Below are 19,496 nucleotides of genomic sequence, written 5' to 3' on the forward strand. Positions count from 1 at the left end.
TGTTTTGTTAATTTATGTGAATTTTAAAATTGTAAATAAATGCCGTTTTATTATTGATAATATTTGTTGCGAACTAACTTAAAAGTTTAAGAAGTTGCATATCAGCCGTTCAATCCGTGAATACGCATCTACTTATGCAGAATTTCCGCAAATCCAGCCCGTTCTGAGACCAGGGAAATTTGTTCTGTTTACCCCAAGCGAAGGTTCTGAAATTTAGATCATAGCAACGACAATATAATATCTTGGAGTCCAGAGTGAACTACACGTGTAAGGCGGGTTGGAAACATGGACATATTTGGAAAGACCGCTGTTGTAACTGGTGCGGGAAGTGGCATTGGGCGAGGGTTGGCGCTTAATCTTTCCCAAAAGGGAATGAATGTTGTCCTTGTGGGGCCTCACAGCAGTTCACTGGAAGATGTGGCAGCTGAAGTGAACCGTGGGGGAGGCCAGTGCGTGTGCGTTGTGGCCGATGTTTCACAACTGGAGGACGTTCGGCGGGTTGCTGATGAAGCGGTGGCAGCGTTCGGTTCTGTTTATCTTTTGTGTAACAATGCAGGTGTTGGTCCCATTGGATCATGCGCGGAAACAACGCTTGAAGAATGGGAATGGACTCTCGGAGTCAACATGTGGGGCGTGATCTATGGAATACATGTTTTCCTGCCGCTTCTTGAGGCTCAGGGTGAGGGGCATATCAATACAACAGCCTCAGAATCCGGTTTATATGGCGTACCGTATTTTGCAGCTTACAACACCTCAAAGTTCGCCGTGGTCGGTCTGATGCAGTCTCTTGCCAGAGATCTTCGCAATTCCCGTTCCAAAGTGACCGTATCTGTATTTTGCCCCGGAGCTGTGCGAACGTGCATTCTTGAAAGTGACCGCTCCCGTCCACAGTCTGCCAGCAGAGATGTGCCCGTCAGTGCGCCGACTGAAGCATTTCACACCATGGTGTCCCAAGCCATTGCCACAGGTTTGCCCCCTGAAGATGCGGCCATGATTTGCGTTGAAGGAATACGGCAAGGGAAGTTCTGGATTTTCTCGCACGACCATGTGCCTGAGACAGCATACAAACAGGCCGAGGCAATGTTACAGGAGCAAAGGTTGACCGATCTGTCGTAGGCGCAGGACTACAAGTTCTTGAATGTGGGCAGGGAAGCGGTTCAGCCGTCCTGTACCTTGCTGCGCGACCAGATTGTTGCGGCAAATGTGGGCGCTGTAAGAAAAGCAGCTGTTGTATGTAAGGATAACCTGTCGCGCAATACCTTGAGAACAGACAGGCCTGCCACGGTCCCAAGACTATGGAACATAAACCGCTACCTGTAAAATAAGGCGCAGCTAAAACAGAGGATACGCTGAACATTATAGCATTTGGGCAAATTAAAACCCCGCAGGAGTGCGGGGTTTGAGACCAGTTAAATCTTGTTGGGGTCCAGTCCCCCCATCTGGCAGACCAGTTCCCATTCTTCGGTTTTAACCGGCTGTACAGAAAGGCGCATGCTTGTCACAAGGGACATATCGGCAAGGCGCTCCTCTACTTTAACCTGCGCAAGTGTGACAGGGTTAGGCACGTCACACACCGCCTTGATGTCCACACATTCCCAGCGCGGATCATCAACCGTTGAATCAGGATGCGCCAGCGCACAGACTTCTACAATGCCAACCACTTCCTTGCCGATATTGGAATGGTAAAAGAAGCCTCTGTCACCAATTTCCATTTGGCGCATGAAGTTGCGGGCCTGATAGTTGCGCACCCCGTCCCACTCTTCACCAACATCACCTTTGGCTTTTTGTTGTTCCCAAGACCACTTGTTCGGTTCGGACTTAAAGAGCCAGTATTTCAAATTCTAGACCTCCGGGTTATTGAAGACCCATTCCCATGGACGGATTTCGACAGTTTCAAAAAGACCCGCTTGGGCGTAGGGGTCTTCGGAGGCAATTGCAAGTGCTTCATCACGATTGGCGACTTCAAGAATAACGAGCGAGCCACTAGGTGTTGTCATATCGTCCGCCAGAAATGGGCCCGCTGCTTTTAAGCGTTCGCCCAGACCCTTAAGAAACTCACGGTGTGAGGGGCGATGTTTTAGGCGAAGATCCACGGAATGGGCCTTGTCGGTACAAATGAGGGCATAAAGCATTGTGCAGGTCTCCCTTGCTTTAGATGGCTACCCGTTTCGGGTAGGAAATTGAGAATCGATATAAATAGGTTATAGCGCTTCGCGCTTCAGCGGGCGCGTCATTAGGTCGCTTAAAGCGCGCCCGACACTTAATTCTCCAGCGATAACTTTAGAAATGCTCTGGGCAATGGGCATTTCAATCTGGTGTTGAGCTGCAAGCTTGACAGCAATTTTGGCCGAGTAGGCTCCTTCTGCCAGCTTTTGCCCCGGAGCAACCAGATCCGTTGCAGATTTACCCTTGCCTAGCTCCACTCCGAATGAGAAATTGCGCGATTGGGTGGAAGAACACGTGAGAATAAGATCACCTAGGCCCGAAAGCCCTGTCAAGGTCTCACGTTTTGCGCCAAGGGCCACTCCAAGGCGGGTAAGCTCGGCAAAGCCGCGGGTCGTCAGAGCAGCTTGCGCACTGGAGCCAAGCCCGAAGCCAACGGCGGCACCACAAGCGATGGCGAGCACATTTTTCAAGGCCCCCCCGATTTGAACACCAATTAAGTCATCGCTCGCATAGGGGCGCAAACTCGTGGACGCAAGCGCTTGGCTCAAGGCATCCGTGCGCTCAATGTCGGGTGTTGCGATGGTGACTGCCGTAGGTAAACCGGAGGCGACATCATGTGCAAAGCTGGGACCGGATAGGGCCCCAGCAATAACTTCCGGCAGTTCTTGCTTGACCACGTCAGAAAGAAGAAGGCCTGTTTCCGCTTCAATGCCTTTTGCGCATAACAAAAGTGGAGTGCCCTCCCGCACCAAGCCTTTCATTGCTTTGAGCATCTGGCGCGTTGACTGGGCCGGTGTTACGAGCAGAACCGCTTGAGCATCTGCCAGAGCTTTGCTTAAGCTGGCCGTTGCAAGAAGGTCTTCATTCCAAGTAATACCCGGCAGGTACTTGGGGTTTTGATGGGTGGTGGCAATCGTGCGAGCCGTGTTTTCATCCCGCGCCCATAAAACGGTTTGCCTTTCTGCCCTGTGTGCAGCAAGTGCCAGAGCTGTCCCCCAGGAGCCACCTCCCAGAACGCAGATATTTTGAAAGGCCTCAGTCATTAGCGGTGGATCCTTAGTTAAAGTGTGCCTTTGTCCTGCGTGCATGGTTTGGCATTTTACCCGTCAAATTCAAACCTTAGCGCCTTTGCGACCAAAACCAAGCACACTTTCAGACATTTGGTCCAGTGGCCAGCGGGGGCGAGGGGACATGTCCATATCGTCTCCTTTTCCATTTCCCTCAAGGATATTCGGGTTCTTTGAGGAAAGATGGTTAAGCCGCTCCAATCCCGCCCAAGCAATCATGGCCGCATTATCAGTGCAAAGAGCATGCGGCGGGGCGACTAAGGTCGCATTATGGTTTTTTGCAACACTGGCGAGGCGGGTGCGAATTGCATCGTTTGCTGCAACACCGCCAGCGACAACCATGACGGGGTCAACCTCAGGGTATCTGTCTTTGAAAAGCTGGAAGGCCCGTGCACTGCGGTTTTCGATGACATCCGCGACAGCTTTTTGGAAGCCGGCACATAGGTCATTGACGGTTTGCTCGCTCACCGGCTCTTCTTTAAGTGCAGCCGTTCGCACAGCCGTTTTCAAGCCCGCAAATGACATTTCCAGTCCTTCACGGTTTAAAAGAGGTCTGGGGAGGGAGAACCGCTCAGCGTCTCCCTTTTGGGCGGCTTTCTCAACTGCAGGTCCGCCGGGGTAGGCTAGGCCGAGAAGTTTTGCTGTTTTGTCAAAAGCTTCACCAATGGCGTCGTCAATAGTTGTTCCCAGCCTTTCATAATCCCCAAGCCCTTTCACAAGCAGGTACTGCGTGTGTCCGCCGGAAACGAGCAGCAGGAGATAGGGAAAGGCGACCTGATCTGTCAGGCGTGCAGTCAGCGCGTGTCCTTCCAGATGATTGACCCCGATCAGGGGTTTGTCGGCGGCCATTGCGAGGGCTTTAGCTGTCATGAGGCCAACAATGACACCGCCGATCAAGCCCGGACCCGCAGTCGCGGCAACTCCGGAGATGTTCGTCCAGTCTTTGCCAGCTTCGCGCATAGCTTGCTCAACAATACCGTCGAGTACCTGAATATGAGAGCGGGCCGCGATTTCAGGGACGACACCCCCGAATGAAGCATGCTCATTTATTTGTGAGCGAACGACGTTGGAAAGGATTTGACCTTTGCCACTTTGATCCATTTCAACGACGGCGGCAGCCGTTTCATCGCAACTTGTCTCAATGCCGAGGACGGTCAGCACTTTTGATCTCCTTTGCCCACTTGAATATTAGCCGATTGATTTTGAGGGCTTATCCATTTATCGCTCGTGTAACATGAGCCCCTAACATTGGGAAAGTGATCCTTGCAGATAAAACCTATTAAAATTGGAACTCGTGGCAGTGCACTGGCTTTGGCACAGGCCCATGAAACCCGAAGCCGGTTAATGAAAGCACATAACCTGCCAGAGGAATCCTTTGAAATTATCGTCATCAAGACCTCTGGAGATCGCATACAGGATCGCCCTCTTTCAGAAGCTGGTGGCAAGGGGTTGTTTACAAAGGAAATCGAAGAAGCCCTTCTGGACAAGTCAATTGATCTGGCTGTGCACTCTTCCAAGGACATGCCGACAGTTTTGCCTGATGGTCTGGCGCTGACAACGTTTTTGCCGCGTGAAGATGTGCGCGATGCCTTTCTTTCCAGAAAAGTCGGAACTTTGGAAGAATTGCCGCACGGTGCCGTAGTCGGGTCCTCGTCGCTTCGCCGTCAGGCTCAGATCAAACGCCTGAGACCGGATCTGGACGTGGTGATGTATCGGGGCAATCTCCAGACACGGTTGCGGAAACTTTCAGAGGGCGCAGTTGATGCAACTTTCCTCGCCTATGCGGGTATCCGCCGCTTGGGGCTGGAACAGGAAGTTACCTCCCTACTAGATACCCAGAAGTTTTTGCCGGCTGTTGGCCAAGGGGCCATTTGCATTGAAGCGCGAATCGGAGATGAAGAGACGGCGCAGCTCCTTGCAAAAATCCACCACGGCGAGACAGAAAGCAGATTGCTTCTGGAGCGTGCGTTTCTGGCTGAAATGGATGGATCTTGCCGGACACCGATTGCGGGTCTTGCAATTGTTGAGGGAGACACAATTTCTTTTAAAGGGGAAGTGATCAAACCTGATGGCAGCCAAACCCATACGATAGAACGAACTGGACCGCTTGCAGATGCACAAGCTATTGGCCGGGAAGCAGGTATTGCACTTCGGCAAAAAGCAGGGCCGAACTTTTTGGAGAGTTGATTGGAGCTTTTGGTAACAAGGGCTGAACCTCAGGCAACCCAGACAGCCCAACGGCTGCAGGCGCTCGGACATTCCGTCACGGTTGCACCGATGCTGGAGTGTGAAGTCCTTCTTGTTCCAGATGAGCCGCTACACCATGCGGGGGCTGTGGTGTTTACCAGTTCCCGTGCGGTTGAAGCCCTCACGGGGCAACCGCTGCTTGATACCCTTATCGGGCTTCCCGCATTTACAGTGGGAGATAAAACTGCAGAAGCAGCCAAAGCCTCTGGGTTTTCAGATGTTAGAAGTGCCTCCGGCACCCTTGAGGAATTGAAGACCACTATTAAACAGGCAAAGCTGCAAGGGGAGCTGATGTACTTGGCTGGACAGGAGCGCAGCGGCGACCTGCTTGGAGATCTGGAGCCCTTTGGCATCAAAGGGCAAATTCTTGAGGTCTACCGGATGAGGGCGGCGGCGAGCCTTCCAGATGAAATCCTGTTAAAATTACGGAGTGGTGTCGTTGACGGGGTCCTGCTTTACTCTTTACGCACTGCTGAAGTCTTTATGCGCTGCGTTGAACATGAAAATGCCACAGAAAGCCTTAACTCTATGATAGCATTCAGCCTTTCATCAAAATGTAAGTCTGTGCTAGGGGCGTTTCATCATGTGATGGTAGCCAGAACACCAACAGAATCTGCGCTTTTTGATTTAACGTTAAGAAAGAGCGAACTATAAACAATCCAATACTCACTGCGTATTTGTGGGTATGCTACATGCGACTGTTTAAACCTCACCATGGGGAGGATGCGAACATTCCTTTGTAGTTGCTAATCTGATGAGGTTACTTATATGGCAACTGGCAAAAATACTCCTGGATCGTCTGGAGGAAAGGGCTCTTCCGGCCATTCAAGAAGTAGACCATCAGGGCGCTCGGCACCCTCTAAAGATGTGACCATTGACCTGACTGCTAAGGATGTCTCGGAAAGTAAAAAGCCAGATGCAACCTCTCAAGCACAAAAGGGTGGGGCAGAGAAAAAAACAGGTTCCCCTGCTGGCGCCAAACCCGCGCCGACCTCTGGAAAGACCACTCCGCAATCTGCTGGTTTGAAGCCAAAACCTGCGCCTGATGAAGCCAAAAAAACTGTTACTGAACAACAAAAAACGACGGTGCAGACGGAAAAGGCAAAAAGCCCTGTTTCAGGTGCTGTAAAGCCAGCGGGCAAAGAAACAGAGGGTTCAGCAGACAAAAAAACAGAGGCTTCCCAAAAGCTGGCGGTTGATCAGGCGGAAAAGAAAAGTAGCACGGGTGTCACGCCCAAAACTGACACATCTTCCAAACCAACAAAAGCCGCTGGGCCCAATGCTGAGGGCAAGCAGACGAGCGGTAAAGAGCCGCCAAATGGCGGTGGAGGGAGTGGCAGTACCACTGCGGGAAGCGGCGAACCCAAAGGGCATGGCGCTCTGTCATTGATTCTAGCAGGTTTGATCGGCGGGGCTGTTGTTGTTGGTGGTGGCTATGGTCTGCATAAAGCAGGTCTGATTGACTTTAGCAGCGTACAATCGACAGCATCTCCTGTCTTGAGTAAATACATAGAAGCTGCTGAAGTCCGCTTTGCGGCTTTGGAAGACACACTTCTGAAGGGCAACGTACCTGCATTGGAACCGAGTTTGAGCCCTCAGGAGATTGATGCTATTGCCAGCCGCCTGACGAAAGTGGAAACTACTCAAAGTGAGCAGGCTGCAGCAGTCAGCCCTCCTCTAAGCAAGGAAATTCAAGCGCAGGTAAATGATCTGGCTTCTGGCTTCCAGAAATTACGCAGTGAGGTGGCAGAGGGCTATCAAGGGGAGAATTCGCAGGCCGCAACCCTCAGCGCGTCAATTGCGAGCTTGAAAGATAAAGTTACCACTCTGGAGCAAAATAGTGCATCCGCTCAAACAGGCTTTTCTGCAGAAGAGCAGGCTCAAATAAGTGCTCTGGAAAAGAAGCTTGATACTCTGGAAAGCACTTTGTCGGCGCAGGTAGAGGCATTCAACACATCCTCCGCCAACTTGCAATCTGACCTTGCTAAGCTGATGAAAGCAATGGGCCTACAAGAAACCAGTCAAACCCAGCTACAAAGCGAGATTTCATCTCTTCTCAAAAATTTCCAAGAAACAGCACAAGCATCCAGTGCAAGACTGGATAAGCTGGAAAGTGAGATCAAGAGAGTTGGAGTTCAGGAAAATGCGGCGCGTCTGGTTGCTGCAACTTCCCTTAAAATGGCAATTGATAGCGGAAATCCTTATTTGAATGAGCTGGCAACCATGCAGACTTTCTATCCAGGAAACAGTCAGCAAATACAAGAGTTGGAAGCCTATGCGAAAACAGGAATCCCAACCAAAGCCCAGCTCATTTCAAGCTTTGGAAATGTTGCGCGTAAGATGAGTGCGCAGGAACAAAGTAAATCTTCAGAAGGTACGCTGGATCATTTGTTGAGCGGTGCCAAGTCACTCATTTCTATCCGTAAAGTTGGGGAGTCGGGCGGCAATGATCCTCTTGGACTTCTTGGTAAAATGGAAGCTCGGGTTGAGACTGGAGACCTGAATGGAGCCATGCGGGCTTACGAGCAGTTGCCTGAATCCATGAAACTGGCTGGGAAACAATGGGCTGGCGAAGTAAGTGCCCGCCTGACCGTAGATCAAATAAGCGACACAATTAACAATGAAGTTTTGCAAAGCATTGTCAAATCTTCAGCCAATAACTCTGCGAAAGGTGCAGGCGAATGATCCGCGTATTAACCTTTCTTTTTCTTGTTTTTCTTTTTGCTCTGGGTGGTGCGTGGATTGCGGAACGCCCGGGGATCGTTTCCATTGATTGGGAAGGGTACCGCATACAAGCCAGCCTGATGACCTCGGTTATTGGTGTGCTTGGATTGATTGTCGTCGGAATTGTGGTGTGGGGCGCCTTCAGGCTTGTCTGGCGCTCTCCCAAGCTCACGTCCCAGTACATGCAGCGCAGGAAAAAAGATCAAGGCTATACCGCCCTTTCCAAAGGCATCATGGCTCTTGGTGCAGGAGATCCCCTGTTGGCCAGACGGCACGGCATGCATGCTGACAAACTCTTGAAAGGGGATGAGCCAGCCGTGAAATTGCTGCTTGCGCAAACCTCTCAAATCGCTGGCAACTCACAGGAGAGCCGGAGCCGCTTTGAAGCGATGCTGGAAGACCCCCGCTCAAAAACTGTTGGGCTGCATGGCTTGTTTGTGGAGGCTGAAAGAGAAAATGAGCCAGAAGCTGCCCATCATTTTGCTGAAAGAGCTGCGGATCTTGTTCCGGGTTTGAAATGGGCAGGAAATGCTGTTCTGGGATATCAGGCTGTTTCGGGTGATTGGGAGAGTGCGGTTTCTGCGCTGGATCGCAATTATAACTCCAAGCTTATCGATCGTAAAACACATCGCCGGCACAAAGCTGTCTTGATCACGGCACGGGCGCTGGAGTTGGAGGATCAACAACCCGACAAGGCCCGTTCGCTTGCTCGTGAAGCCCATGGATTGGCTCCGGACCTTGTACCCGCTGGCCTTCTTGCTGCTCGTTTATACATTCGAAAAGGCGATGTGCGCAAAGCCTCGAAAATTCTGGAGGCAACATGGAAGCTCTGTCCGCATCCTGATGTTGCCAATGCCTATATGCATGTGCGGCCCGGTGATAGTGTCGTGGAAAGATATAAGCGGGCAACTCACTTGAGTGCCTTGCGTGCCAACTCCACAGAAGGGGCCTTGGCTGTTGCTCTGGCTGCAATGGATGCGGGAAAGTTCGATGTGGCGAGAGAAAAACTGCGTGAAGTTTTAAAAAGCGACCCCAGTCAGCGCGCTTTCTTACTTATGGCGGATCTGGAAGATGCCGAACATGGGAACGAGGGGAGAGTTCGGGAATGGTTGGCCCGTGCGGTGAGAGCCCCCCAGGATAAAATGTGGATTGCTGACGGTATTTCCTCCGCCCACTGGGCGCCGGTCTCTCCTAAAACAGGGGAGATCGATGCATTCGAGTGGAAGACGCCTGAGGGGTCCTTTGGTGTGGGCGATGAACTGGAAGTTCTGGATGATAGTCTTTTTGAACCGCCCGCTATTCCCGCAGCCGTAACAATTGTTTCCGAGCCAAGAGAGGAGGAAACAGACAAAAAGGGTGCGGAAGCTAAAGTGGCGGCAGAGGGTGATGTTGTCGAGCTTGAACCCGTGAAGGAAGAGCCTCAAACCCTTCAGGAAACTCAAAGTGAAGATGACCAGGAAGCCAAGAAGGCATCAACGTCTTCAGACAAAAAAGAAAGTTTAGTTGACTTTCCCATGAAGCATTTGCCCGATGACCCGGGGCCAGACAAAAAGGAAAGCTCCGGCAAAGATGATAGCTATCGTTTTTTTAGATAGAGGTTGGAGACGCTAGAGCATGTTCAGTTTGATTAAAACCAATCAAACGAAAAGAACTCGTTCAAAATAAATAAGTTAGAGCGCGAGGCGTGAATGAAAATGAATGCGACGTACTCTAACTTTACTCTTCAAGTGTGGGCAGTTCCCATGATCCCCTTGCATCCTTCGATGTGCTTGGGTATCAAAATACACGCTGCTTGCGAGGAGTTCCTCTCCTCGCACCATATGCCGCTGTAGCTCAGATGGTAGAGCACGTCATTCGTAATGATGGGGTCGAAGGTTCAAGTCCTTTCAGCGGCACCAGTCTTTTCAATAAGTTAGCTCTTATTTTGAATTGCCCCGTAAGGGGCTTTTCTGTTTGGGGTACTATCTGGGGTACTATGATTTGTGGTGCTAGGGTGGTGCAACTATGTGTTGGTTTATGTGTGTTAGTATTGCTCATAATTGTAAAACGTGCTGGATTGTTATCAATGTAATTTGAAAGACTTTGGTACATCGTGAGCAAATTTGACTTGAGCCCCGCGGAACTTCAAAAGGAGGAACTACCTCAAGCAGTGGCTGGCCCTGCTTCGGCAGTGGCGATCAATACGAAGTTACCGTTTTCACCGGAACAATTGATTCTTTTGTTCAACCATAACCAATGGGAAGAGTTTATTCGTGAGTGGGCGCACTATCAAAAGTCTCAATATAAGCTAGTCGTAAAGCTCGGTGGAGCGAACGACTATGGTATTGATGTAGCTGCATTCACAACAAAGAGTGGTTTTACTGGGGCTTGGGATACATTTCAATGCAAGCACTACTCAACCCCTTTGACCCCGGCCGTTGCCTTGCCCGAACTGGCTAAAACCTTATGGCACACCTTCAATAAGCGTATTTCAGTTCCTGAGAACTACTACTTTTTTGCGCCGAAAGATTGTGGTGAATCTCTAAAAAAGCTGCTCCTAGATTCAGGTGCTCTCAAAGACAAAGTGTGCTCAGACTGGAATAAAAGCTGCTCAGCAAAAATCACCAAGACTCAAAATGTCAAACTTGAAGGAAAATTCAAGTTATATGTTGAGGCCTTTGATTTCAGTATTTTCAAATACAAGCCGAGCCTTGAAGTTATTGAGGAGCACCGTAAGACACCATATCATGCAGATAGGTTTGGTGGGGGGGTAATAGGGGCTCCAAAATGTAAACTGGCACCAAGTACTCCGGCTAAAAATGAAAGCCGATATATTGAGCAACTCCTAGAAGCCTATAGCGACTGTGGAACGACTATTAATATGCATGACCAGCTTGATAACCACCCGAAATTCAAAGATCATTTTTCCCGGTCAAGACAAACTTTTTATGATGCCGAAGCACTCGTTAGCTTTGCAAGAGACGCAGTTCCAAATGGAACCTTTGAAGAGCTACAAGATGAAGTTTTTTATGGTGTCAAAGACATTGAAGAAGATGATCACAGCACTGCATTTGTTAGGGTGAAGGAAGTAACAAAGGCTGCGGGTAATCTTAATATTGCCGCAAATGGCTTAGCTGGAGTTACAAATTCAAAACGGTTGAGAGGCATTTGTCACCAGTTAGCAAATGATGACAAATTGATTTGGAAGAAATGATGTCCCAACAGCCTACAAATCAAGTTTACACTTTTAATGGCCCTTTCGAAACAGGGATGAGGTCTCTTTGTCTTTTGGCCGTTGATTTATCTCTCTCTTTTGATTTGCAGCAATTGTCTGCGTTCGATTACCTTGTTGTACATACAGGAGACTTTGATGCAGCGCCTCCTAGCCTTCATCCAGATTTACCAAGCCGAAGTGGCGAATTGGTTATTCGACGAGAGTTAGTTGAACGAGGCCTAAATCTAATGGAAAGTAAGGGGTTGGTCAAAAAGCAACCGACGCAATCAGGTTTTTGGTATTTAGCAACTGAACTAGCAAAAGTTGTATTGGACAGCCTGCAGTCGCCTTATGTCAATGACCTGCGAGAAAGAGCTAATTGGGTGATTGGTAAATACCTTACCCATGACCAAGACGCGTTTTCATTGGTCTTCAACAGAGCATTCGATCAATGGTCAACTGAATTTCAATTTGAACAGATAAAGATTGCTGGCAGCTGATGATAAATACCTTCACGCTTAGGCATCTTTGTTTTAGCGGTCCTCAAAAAAAGCCTGCGATTGTCACCTTTACTGATGGCTTGAATATCATTTATGGCCCAACCAATACTGGAAAGTCTTCTATTCTTGATGCAATAGATTTTATGTTGGGTAGAGACAGTGTTCCTAAAGAACTTCCTCAACATAAAGGTTATTCTGACATCTCGTTGGGTATAAAATTTTCCAATGAAACTGAATATACGTTAACACGTTCGATAAGTGGGGGCGATTTTAAACTTTATGCAGGCCTTCACTTAGAGCCTGTGGAAGAGCTTAAATATTCAGTTTTAAAAGTAAAAAAGCGAACGGTAAAGATTGAGAGTATTTCGAACTTTCTCCTGCAAGAGATAGGTCTCCTCGATAAAAAGTTAAAGAAAAATGCGAAGAACGCGAAAAAGAGTTTAACACTTCGTAATCTTTTGCCAATGAGCGCGACATCCACACGGAAAACTCTCCTTTTTTTTCAGGGCAATTTATAGAGAAAACTTTTGAGCTTTCTAGGCTCAGATTTCTATTGACCGGTGTCGATGATAGTTCGCTAATTGAAGATAAAGTCAAAGAAGAAGCACGAGTTTCACAAAAGGCAAGAGCTAGTGTATTAGTCGAGCTTGCCAGTGAAATGCGCGGAAAAATTCTTGAAACTGTTAGTGAAGAGACTTCGCCTAATGATCTCGCCTCTCAGCTTTCAGCGCTGGAGAGAACAATTGAAGAGGTAAACACCTCTTTAAAGGTTCATCAAGAGAACTATCGTGAAGCTCTCTCAAAAGTGCACGATGAGCAACAATCGTTTAGGAGTAATACCAACGGCACTTATAATTGACCTGTATGCGCCCAATTTCGTCTACCGATTGATGTGATTGTGTGGGGTTGTTGAATAAGCTTATTCCAAGCGGAACAGGCGGCATCGACAATTTCCTGGTAGTCTTGAAAGGTTCGGTTAGAGAGCCAGTTTTGCCGTAAGTACTGCCAAACATTTTCAACCGGGTTGAGCTCCGGAGAACGGGGTGGGAGCAGCAAGATGGTTATATTATCAGGCAACTTCAGTTTTGCCGTTGTATGCCAACCCGCTTGATCCATCAGGACCACTGCGTGCGCCCCTTTGGCGACGGTTCGGCTGATTTCTTTAAGGTGAAGCTGCATGGAATTGGTATTGGCTTTGGGCAAAACAAGTGCTGCCCCTTTGCCGTGGGCGGGGCAGATGGCCCCGAATACATAAGTTGATTGATAGCGCCCGTCGCTGGGAGCCCGTGGTCTCGTTCCTTTTTTTGCCCACCTTCTGGTGAGCCCGTTTTTTTGACCAATGCGGGCTTCGTCCTGCCACCAGATTTCCATGGATGTTTGTGAGGGCAAGCGCGCTTTTATTTCTTTAAGCCGGGCATGGAAGTTTTTTTATATGTCTCCATAACTTGCTCGTCCTGTGCCGGGTGCTGTGGCCGAACGCTGACCCGAGAAAATCCCAGAACTCTGAGGAGGCTTGAAATAGCCCTTTCGCTATAGCTGACCCCAAACTTCTGCTCGATCACACCTTGCAGATCCCGCCGACGCCAGCGAATTACGCCGTGTTGTTGTAAATCAGGCCCAGCCTCAACCAGATCTGCAAATTCAGCCATTTGCTCTTTATTTAACCACCGGACACGGCCCGGGATCTTACGATTGTACAGGCCGTGCGGCCCTTCTGCGTTAAACCGATGCACCCAGTCTCGCAGTGTTTGGCGGTCCATGCCGCCCATGCGTGCCGCCTCCAAGCGCGACAACCCATCATAAACAGCAGCAAGAGCAAGAAGGCGGCGGCTCTGCCTGACATCCTTACTTTGACAAGCAAGAGTTCGTAACGAAGAAGCATCATAGTCTCGGCGCAATGGGATCGCTGACATTGGGAATCTCCTTTCCCAATGTTGAATCACAATTCAAGTGATTTGGGAATCCTCATCCCGAGTCAAAAACAGGTGCCGTTGGTATAATTCTGACAGATTGAATGAAGTTCGAGCTATGGTCGAGCGCTTCACACTCCTACTAAAGCACTATGACTCGGATATTGCGCGCCTCGAAGGGATCATTGAATCAGGCAACTTAATCGCTGCCTTATCCAATGATCGTTGCCCCGTATGCGGAGCATCCTCAGAAAACCATGTCAAAGATCACATTTGTGAAGGAGATATAAATGAAGTCACGCTAGCTGCCGAAGCTGAGAAAGTGAAAGTGAAAGTGTGTCTGTTAAGAAAAGAGCTTGCAAGCACGCTAGAGCAAATATCTCAAGAGGAGAGCCACCTAAATATCAGAATTGACTATCAGAGGGCGCTACTAGATTCCTGCACTCAAAAACTGAATATGATACAACCAGATCTAATGGCATCCAGAGAGAATTACTCTGAACTAGTCGGAAAGAAAGCAGAGGTGTTACGAGCACTTGGGCTATTTGATTCATTGAGAGAGTTGGAAAATAAAATAGCTGAGAACACAGAGACGGGAATTCAGGAACAGGAAACTACTGAGAATAGAGTTCCAGAAGTCGTGCTAGATGAATTAGCGCAGCAAATTGCTGCTTTTTTAGAAGATTGGAAATTACCAAATTCCGAACGTGTACGTTTTTCGAGAGAAACAAATGATCTTGTAATTAATGGCAAGCATCGCCGAAGTAATGGTAAGGGGCATCGTTCAATAACACACGCTGCTGTTACTTTAGGCCTGTCTACTTTTCTTAAAAGCGAGAATTTGCCATATCCTGGCTTTATCGTCTTGGATTCTCCATTAATCGCCTATGAAGAACCGGATGAGGTTGATGAAGTTTCTCATACTGACCTAAATAAAAATTTCTTTAACTGCCTTATGAGATGCTCTGGAATACAGACAATAATATTTGAGAACAAAAAATCAGTGCCGAGCAATATTGGTGACTATGGGAACGTAACTCAATTTACTAAAAATGATGAAATGGGTCGCTATGGTTTCTTTCCTACTTGAGAAGCTGTTCTGTCGAAAAGTGTTTGCGCTGTATGTTTTGTAGAGGCTAGTGCCTAGTTCGGCCTATGCAATGAACGTATGCATCTGGGGTTCCTCCCCAGACCTTTGCAATTGCGAGTTCTAAAAACAAATTGAAAGACCTGTACTAACTCATTGACACCGAACAATTTTGGGAATGTCTGCATCGACCAACCGCTGGTGTTCTCGTTGTTCTCCCTTGCTGAAATTCACTGCCAGAGATAGAAAATAAAACCCTGTCACGCCAGAATAAAGGCGGTTCTCAATGGATTGCAGAACTTGGCAGGGGGTAGATAGCCAACAGGTAACAATTGCCTTCTATCCTAGGTTTATTTCCACTGTTGACACCTGCAACAAATCACACCATGGTTATTTATAGCTGGTCAATGACTGGTGAGCGCATCAAACAGAGGTGCGCGGGGATTGGCGTCCCTACTGATACAAGGCGACCCACCGCGCTGCGCCTCCCTGTGAGCGTGGTTTTTTATGGCCGGGCGAATGAGAGCACGTATGTGCGCCGCTTCCTTGTAGCGGTAACGCCAATCTTGTTTTGCCCGGTCGCCAGAAATTGGCGTTTCTGCGTTCGGGTTTGTTTCGTGTAACAAGGATTTCGCTCAATGCAGCACACAGCCGCCCTCCAAAACAGTCAGTACCTTCAATCAATCTTGGACTATGTGAGCCTCCCCCAAAGAAGTGGTCCACGTTTATGATTAGGAAAACGGAGGACTCGATATGGGAATCAAGAGACCCAAACCAGAAGAGATTGTCGTTAAACTGCGGCAAGTTGAAGTCCTGATGGGGCAAGGAATGGCGCGCTTGGATGCGATCCGCCAGATCGGCGTTACCGAGCAAACCTATTACCGTTGGAAGAAGAAGTATGGCGGAATGGGTACGGAGCAACTCAAGGAACTGAAGCGGCTGCAGAAAGAAAATGAACGTTTACGCCGTGCGGTCTCTGATCTGACATTGGACAAGCTGATCCTTACGGAGGCTGCAAAGGGAAACTTCTGAGCCCTGCTCGTCGCAGAGCCTGCATTAACCATATACGCAGTCAGGTGAAGGTTTCCGAGCGGCGTGTTTGTCGCGTTCTTGGCCAGCATCGCTCCACACAGCGTCGCGTCCCCAAAGGGCGAGCGGATGAAGATCAGCTGGTTGCAGATATGATTGAGCTGGCACGCCAATATGGCCGTTACGGTTACCGTCGCATTGCCGCTTTGCTCCGAGAGGCTGGATGGCAAGTGAACGATAAACGTGTTGAACGTCTGTGGCGACGAGAGGGGCTGAAAGTTCCCATGAAGCAACCGAAAAAGGGGCGGCTCTGGCTCAATGATGGGTCTTGCATACGTCTCCGGCCACAGTATCGCAATCACGTGTGGTCCTATGACTTTGTCCATCATCGCACTGATGATGGCAGGGCATTGAGAACGTTGAATATTCTGGATGAGTATACGCGTGAATGCCTTGCTATTCGGGTGAAGCGAAAGCTGAATGCGAGCGAAGTCATCGATGCGCTGACGGACCTGTTTATCCTGCGCGGGCCACCTGCCTATATTCGTTCAGATAACGGCCCGGAGTTCGTGGCGGAGGCGGTTCAAAAGTGGATCAAAGCCGTCGGAGCCCAAACAGCCTACATTGAGCCAGGATCGCCTTGGGAAAACGGATATTGCGAAAGTTTCAATGGGCGAATGCGTGATGAATTATTGAATGGAGAAATCTTCTACTCGCTACATGAAGCTCAAATAATCATAGAACGCTGGAGGAAACACTACAATACCAAACGACCGCATAGTGCTCTGGGCTACCGCCCACCAGTTCCGGAAGTCATTATTCCGATAGACCAAAGGCCAACCATGCACTAACTTTCAAAGCGGACCACTCAAACGGGGCTGCTCAATGGGGCGCTGGCACCATTGTTCGATCTTGGCGTAGATCTTCTTATTGAGATTGGAAACTGTACCTGGTGAGACTCGCGTCCCCCACAGGGCCTCGGTTATGTCTTCCACACGGCGCACCGAAACACCCGCCAGATACATCTCGATAAGCGCTTCCTCAACCGAGCTTTCCCGGCGCTGGTAACGCTCGATGATCGCCGTCTCAAAGGCTTGCTTACGCAGCTTTGGCATCTTCAGCTTAACCGGACCAGCCTTGGTGCGCAGGGAACGCTCATAACTACCAGCACGCGTATCCTGACGCCCTTCAGAGCGTTCATCGCGTCCAGCCCCACACAATCGGTCGGCTTCGGCATCCAGCATCGCATTCAAGGCCTCTTCAACCGTGCCGCGTACCATCTCGCCAAGATGATCCTTGATCCGGGCCTCATCAATGCGGATGACGTTGTTCAATTCCTTCTGCTTATCGGTCTCGTCCATAATCTGATCCCCTCATCCAGTGTGAGTGGAACCGAACTCAACAGCAAATGTGATGGAGTGGATGCCCCACCCGGCGGCATCGCAATGTGCCATATTTACGATTGAAGCAATCGAAGATTGGGAAGGGACATCCATGGCAGAGGTTAGCATTATAGGTTTAGATTTGGCAAAGCACAGTTTTCAAGCTCATGGTGCGGCACCAGACGGCAAGGTTTTATTTCGACGGAAATTGTCACGCGGGCAGATGTTACCGTTCTTTGCCAAACAAGAACCTTGTGTTGTGGCAATGGAAGCTTGCGCTACTGCCCATAGTTGGGGGCGAGAAATTCGCGCTCTGGGGCATGATGTTAAATTGATTCCCCCAATCTATGTGAAACCATTTGTAAAACGTCAAAAAAACGATGCAGCTGACGCGGAAGCCATTGCGGAAGCAGCGTCGCGCCCCACAATGCGTACGGTTCCGATAAAATCAAAGGATCAGCAAAGTCGCGCCGTGTTATTCCGTAGCCGCGATCTTTTTGTACGTCAACGTACTCAGTTGATCAACGCCTTGAGAGCTCATTTGGCTGAGTTTGGCTGCCTCGCACCAAGAAAGGCGGTACACGTTAAGAAACTGGCTGAGGCTTTGAATGCTCCGAACAGTGACCTGCCTCCTGTGGTGCTTCAACTCGGTCAGATCTACCTGGAGCAAATTGCACTGCTCACAAACCGGATCCAGTCCCTGGAAAAGCAGCTTCGAATAGAAGCGAACCAGGACAAGGCTGCGCAAAGATTGCAAACCATGCCCGGAATAGGGCCGATAACGGCCATGGCGGTTACAGCATTTGCCCCATCAATGAGCACGTTCCGCCGAGGGCGGGACTTTGCCGCATGGCTGGGGCTTGTGCCAAAACAATATTCAACAGGGGGAAGGCAGATCTTGGGCCGAACCTCGAAAATGGGCCAGCGCGATATCCGAAGGCTTTTGATCATCGGAGCTATGGCACTCATTGGTGCTGCCCGGCGGACGGGGAGGCCAGAAAGCTTATGGCTTGGAAGAATGCTTGAAAGAAAACCAAGTATGGTGGTGGCTATCGCGCTTGCAAACAAAATGGCTCGTAGATTGTGGGCTATGTTGGTCAAAGATGAAGACTACCGAAACCTGTCCCCGGCTAAATAGGTGCTTCAGGACAGGTCCGTCGGGATGTGAGGAGGGCTTTGAGCAGTAAGGGTAAACGATCGACTAGATCCGACTTGGCATAACCAGTCTTTCGCACCGGGCAAAAAGCCCGCAAATGTGTATTGGAGCCAAGTTGCGTATCTCCATACCGGCCCGCGGCAAATGCAGCGCCGCACAACGAGGCCTGACAGATGACCGCAACCGATCACATGCCAAAATTGCTCGAAAAACAACTTGCAAAACACGGGGCATCCACAGATGCGAAAAATATTGTACGTTATCCGCTGGCCATGTGCCTAAGCGAAAGCAATATCAGCGATATCATCGGCGCAAAACTGCTCTACCCGCATTTTCCCGAGGGCGCTAACTTGCTCATCGGTCACAAGGTCTATGACTGTAATGAGTATCATCATGCCTTAACAGGCAAGGGAATTGAAACCTGCATTCCTCTGCGTAAAAGATGCAAAAATTTGGCTGCCTATGCTGCCTACTGTAGGAGGCGTTATAAGCAAAGTAACCGCTCCTAACACAACTCCCCCTCAAACCAACAAAGCCTAGTGGTAAGATGTTCTCAATTTGCTCACACTTCGCTGTTCTTGCCTGCGGATCTTTGTGCTTTGAGGCGATAGCCTACCTGAACAATCGCATCGAGTGCGGGCAGTAGCTCCGCCCCAAGCGATGTCAGTTCATATTCTGTAGAAGGAGGCGAGGTCCGCCGGACGTGGCGCACCAATACGCCTCTGGATTCCAGTTCACTCAAACGTGTTGATAGAACTTTTGCGGAAACGGGTGGAATATCAGAGCGTAATTCACTGAACCTGCGCGAACCCGCTCGCAATGACCAGATAACATTGGGAGCCCAAGCGCCCGATATTACAGCCATGCATTCTGTTAGCATACACGGTTCAGGTGGTTTCTCACTTAAATTTCTACGCATTTTCAAGGCCATGAAAAGATACCAAGTTTCTACAAAGTAACCCATAAATTTAGGTAACTCATAGTAACCTAATTGAAAAGAGAAACTCAAGATGTAAGTTAGGCTTATTCGATAAA

General features: G+C 49.3%; 21 protein-coding genes, 1 tRNA gene and 1 pseudogene. 15 read left to right on the forward strand and 8 right to left on the reverse strand.

The window, feature by feature from the left end; translation table 11 throughout:
• The first annotated feature begins 285 nt into the window (after positions 1-285).
• Positions 286-1,116 (forward strand): SDR family NAD(P)-dependent oxidoreductase, encoded by an 831-nt coding sequence (locus P6574_RS01470; protein ID WP_310618631.1) that lies wholly within the window; start codon positions 286-288, stop codon positions 1,114-1,116.
• 18 nt (positions 1,117-1,134) lie between these two features.
• Positions 1,135-1,320: a hypothetical protein gene (locus P6574_RS01475; protein WP_310618632.1), complete on the forward strand. Its 186-nt coding sequence runs from the start codon at positions 1,135-1,137 to the stop codon at positions 1,318-1,320.
• 89 nt (positions 1,321-1,409) lie between these two features.
• Here the strand turns inward: P6574_RS01475 and P6574_RS01480 are convergent, their stop codons facing one another.
• From P6574_RS01480 to tsaD, 4 genes are all read right to left on the reverse strand, one after another.
• Positions 1,410-1,838, reverse strand: a complete 429-nt coding sequence (locus P6574_RS01480; protein ID WP_310618633.1) for an EVE domain-containing protein — start codon at positions 1,836-1,838, stop codon at positions 1,410-1,412.
• A gap of 3 nt (positions 1,839-1,841) precedes the next feature.
• A complete protein-coding gene (locus tag P6574_RS01485; RefSeq protein WP_310618634.1) occupies positions 1,842-2,132 on the reverse strand; it encodes a YciI family protein in 291 nt (96 codons plus the stop codon).
• A 69-nt stretch (positions 2,133-2,201) separates the two neighbouring features.
• Positions 2,202-3,209 carry an NAD(P)H-dependent glycerol-3-phosphate dehydrogenase gene (locus tag P6574_RS01490; protein ID WP_310618635.1) on the reverse strand — a complete coding sequence of 336 codons (1,008 nt, stop codon included), beginning with the start codon at positions 3,207-3,209 and terminating at the stop codon, positions 2,202-2,204.
• A gap of 69 nt (positions 3,210-3,278) precedes the next feature.
• The gene (gene tsaD, locus P6574_RS01495; protein WP_310618636.1) at positions 3,279-4,394 is read right to left on the reverse strand and encodes a tRNA (adenosine(37)-N6)-threonylcarbamoyltransferase complex transferase subunit TsaD; all 1,116 of its coding nucleotides are present in this window, start codon (positions 4,392-4,394) and stop codon (positions 3,279-3,281) included.
• 102 nt (positions 4,395-4,496) lie between these two features.
• On the opposite strand from tsaD, the gene hemC reads away from it, so the two are divergent.
• The 9 genes from hemC to P6574_RS01540 all read left to right on the forward strand — a co-directional run bounded on the left by hemC (position 4,497) and on the right by P6574_RS01540 (position 12,756).
• Entirely contained in the window at positions 4,497-5,420 is a 924-nt protein-coding gene (hemC, locus tag P6574_RS01500) for a hydroxymethylbilane synthase (protein WP_310618637.1), read from the forward strand.
• Positions 5,421-6,134, forward strand: coding sequence for a uroporphyrinogen-III synthase (locus tag P6574_RS01505; RefSeq protein WP_310618638.1), 714 nt, complete (start codon positions 5,421-5,423; stop codon positions 6,132-6,134).
• A gap of 114 nt (positions 6,135-6,248) precedes the next feature.
• Positions 6,249-8,165, forward strand: a complete 1,917-nt coding sequence (locus P6574_RS01510) for a mitofilin family membrane protein (protein ID WP_310618639.1) — start codon at positions 6,249-6,251, stop codon at positions 8,163-8,165.
• Positions 8,162-9,799, forward strand: coding sequence for a heme biosynthesis protein HemY (locus P6574_RS01515; protein ID WP_310618640.1), 1,638 nt, complete (start codon positions 8,162-8,164; stop codon positions 9,797-9,799). Before P6574_RS01510 ends, P6574_RS01515 begins: the two co-directional genes overlap by 4 nt.
• A 227-nt stretch (positions 9,800-10,026) precedes the next feature.
• Positions 10,027-10,102: transfer RNA gene (locus P6574_RS01520), tRNA-Thr, on the forward strand.
• A gap of 209 nt (positions 10,103-10,311) precedes the next feature.
• Positions 10,312-11,397 carry an ABC-three component system protein gene (locus tag P6574_RS01525; RefSeq protein ID WP_310618641.1) on the forward strand — a complete coding sequence of 362 codons (1,086 nt, stop codon included), beginning with the start codon at positions 10,312-10,314 and terminating at the stop codon, positions 11,395-11,397.
• On the forward strand, positions 11,397-11,897 hold the full coding sequence (locus tag P6574_RS01530) for an ABC-three component system middle component 2 (RefSeq protein WP_310618642.1): 501 nt from the start codon (positions 11,397-11,399) through the stop codon (positions 11,895-11,897). The genes P6574_RS01525 and P6574_RS01530 overlap by 1 nt, the downstream gene beginning before the upstream one ends.
• The gene (locus tag P6574_RS01535) at positions 11,897-12,415 is read left to right on the forward strand and encodes an AAA family ATPase (protein ID WP_310618643.1); all 519 of its coding nucleotides are present in this window, start codon (positions 11,897-11,899) and stop codon (positions 12,413-12,415) included. Before P6574_RS01530 ends, P6574_RS01535 begins: the two co-directional genes overlap by 1 nt.
• A 35-nt stretch (positions 12,416-12,450) precedes the next feature.
• Positions 12,451-12,756: a hypothetical protein gene (locus tag P6574_RS01540; protein ID WP_310618644.1), complete on the forward strand. Its 306-nt coding sequence runs from the start codon at positions 12,451-12,453 to the stop codon at positions 12,754-12,756.
• On the opposite strand, the gene P6574_RS01545 is transcribed toward P6574_RS01540, so the two are convergent.
• Positions 12,747-13,810 (reverse strand): IS630 family transposase gene (locus P6574_RS01545; protein ID WP_310618645.1). Its coding sequence is split into 2 segments (ribosomal slippage): positions 12,747-13,327 and positions 13,327-13,810, totalling 1,065 coding nucleotides; the frame shifts between segments, so codons are not numbered across the junction. The two genes, P6574_RS01540 and P6574_RS01545, sit on opposite strands and share 10 nt — an antisense overlap.
• A gap of 115 nt (positions 13,811-13,925) precedes the next feature.
• On the opposite strand from P6574_RS01545, the gene P6574_RS01550 reads away from it, so the two are divergent.
• Complete coding sequence (locus tag P6574_RS01550) at positions 13,926-14,897, forward strand: hypothetical protein (protein ID WP_310618646.1); 972 nt, start codon at positions 13,926-13,928, stop codon at positions 14,895-14,897.
• A 401-nt stretch (positions 14,898-15,298) separates the two neighbouring features.
• Here P6574_RS01550 and P6574_RS01555 read toward each other — a convergent pair whose 3' ends face one another.
• Complete coding sequence (locus P6574_RS01555) at positions 15,299-15,520, reverse strand: hypothetical protein (protein WP_310618647.1); 222 nt, start codon at positions 15,518-15,520, stop codon at positions 15,299-15,301.
• Between the two features lie 127 nt (positions 15,521-15,647).
• On the opposite strand from P6574_RS01555, the gene P6574_RS01560 reads away from it, so the two are divergent.
• Positions 15,648-16,774 (forward strand): IS3 family transposase gene (locus P6574_RS01560; protein WP_310618648.1). Its coding sequence is split into 2 segments (ribosomal slippage): positions 15,648-15,912 and positions 15,912-16,774, totalling 1,128 coding nucleotides; the frame shifts between segments, so codons are not numbered across the junction.
• Positions 16,775-16,804: 30 nt separating this feature from the next.
• Here the strand turns inward: P6574_RS01560 and P6574_RS01565 are convergent.
• Positions 16,805-17,284 (reverse strand): annotated as a pseudogene (locus P6574_RS01565) (transposase); the annotation flags it as partial.
• 133 nt (positions 17,285-17,417) lie between these two features.
• Between P6574_RS01565 and P6574_RS01570 the strand changes: the two are divergent.
• A complete protein-coding gene (locus P6574_RS01570) occupies positions 17,418-18,443 on the forward strand; it encodes an IS110 family RNA-guided transposase (RefSeq protein WP_310622079.1) in 1,026 nt (341 codons plus the stop codon).
• A 191-nt stretch (positions 18,444-18,634) separates the two neighbouring features.
• Positions 18,635-18,970 carry a hypothetical protein gene (locus P6574_RS01575; protein ID WP_310618649.1) on the forward strand — a complete coding sequence of 112 codons (336 nt, stop codon included), beginning with the start codon at positions 18,635-18,637 and terminating at the stop codon, positions 18,968-18,970.
• A 53-nt stretch (positions 18,971-19,023) separates the two neighbouring features.
• On the opposite strand, the gene P6574_RS01580 is transcribed toward P6574_RS01575, so the two are convergent.
• On the reverse strand, positions 19,024-19,326 hold the full coding sequence (locus tag P6574_RS01580) for a winged helix-turn-helix transcriptional regulator (protein ID WP_310618650.1): 303 nt from the start codon (positions 19,324-19,326) through the stop codon (positions 19,024-19,026).
• Positions 19,327-19,496 lie beyond the last annotated feature (170 nt).

Origin of the sequence: Pseudovibrio sp. M1P-2-3, from assembly GCF_031501865.1 — a bacterium.
GTDB classification, from domain to species: Bacteria; Pseudomonadota; Alphaproteobacteria; order Rhizobiales; family Stappiaceae; genus Pseudovibrio; species Pseudovibrio corallicola.

Coding starts and splice junctions, on each gene's coding strand:
- P6574_RS01470 (WP_310618631.1), top strand. CDS start 286: ATGGACATATTTGGAAAGACCGCTGTTGTAACTGGTGCGGGAAGTGGC.
- P6574_RS01485 (WP_310618634.1), bottom strand. CDS start 2,132: ATGCTTTATGCCCTCATTTGTACCGACAAGGCCCATTCCGTGGATCTT.
- P6574_RS01490 (WP_310618635.1), bottom strand. CDS start 3,209: ATGACTGAGGCCTTTCAAAATATCTGCGTTCTGGGAGGTGGCTCCTGG.
- P6574_RS01510 (WP_310618639.1), top strand. CDS start 6,249: ATGGCAACTGGCAAAAATACTCCTGGATCGTCTGGAGGAAAGGGCTCT.
- P6574_RS01515 (WP_310618640.1), top strand. CDS start 8,162: ATGATCCGCGTATTAACCTTTCTTTTTCTTGTTTTTCTTTTTGCTCTG.
- P6574_RS01530 (WP_310618642.1), top strand. CDS start 11,397: ATGTCCCAACAGCCTACAAATCAAGTTTACACTTTTAATGGCCCTTTC.
- P6574_RS01535 (WP_310618643.1), top strand. CDS start 11,897: ATGATAAATACCTTCACGCTTAGGCATCTTTGTTTTAGCGGTCCTCAA.
- P6574_RS01550 (WP_310618646.1), top strand. CDS start 13,926: ATGGTCGAGCGCTTCACACTCCTACTAAAGCACTATGACTCGGATATT.
- P6574_RS01570 (WP_310622079.1), top strand. CDS start 17,418: ATGGCAGAGGTTAGCATTATAGGTTTAGATTTGGCAAAGCACAGTTTT.
- P6574_RS01575 (WP_310618649.1), top strand. CDS start 18,635: ATGACCGCAACCGATCACATGCCAAAATTGCTCGAAAAACAACTTGCA.
- P6574_RS01580 (WP_310618650.1), bottom strand. CDS start 19,326: ATGGCTGTAATATCGGGCGCTTGGGCTCCCAATGTTATCTGGTCATTG.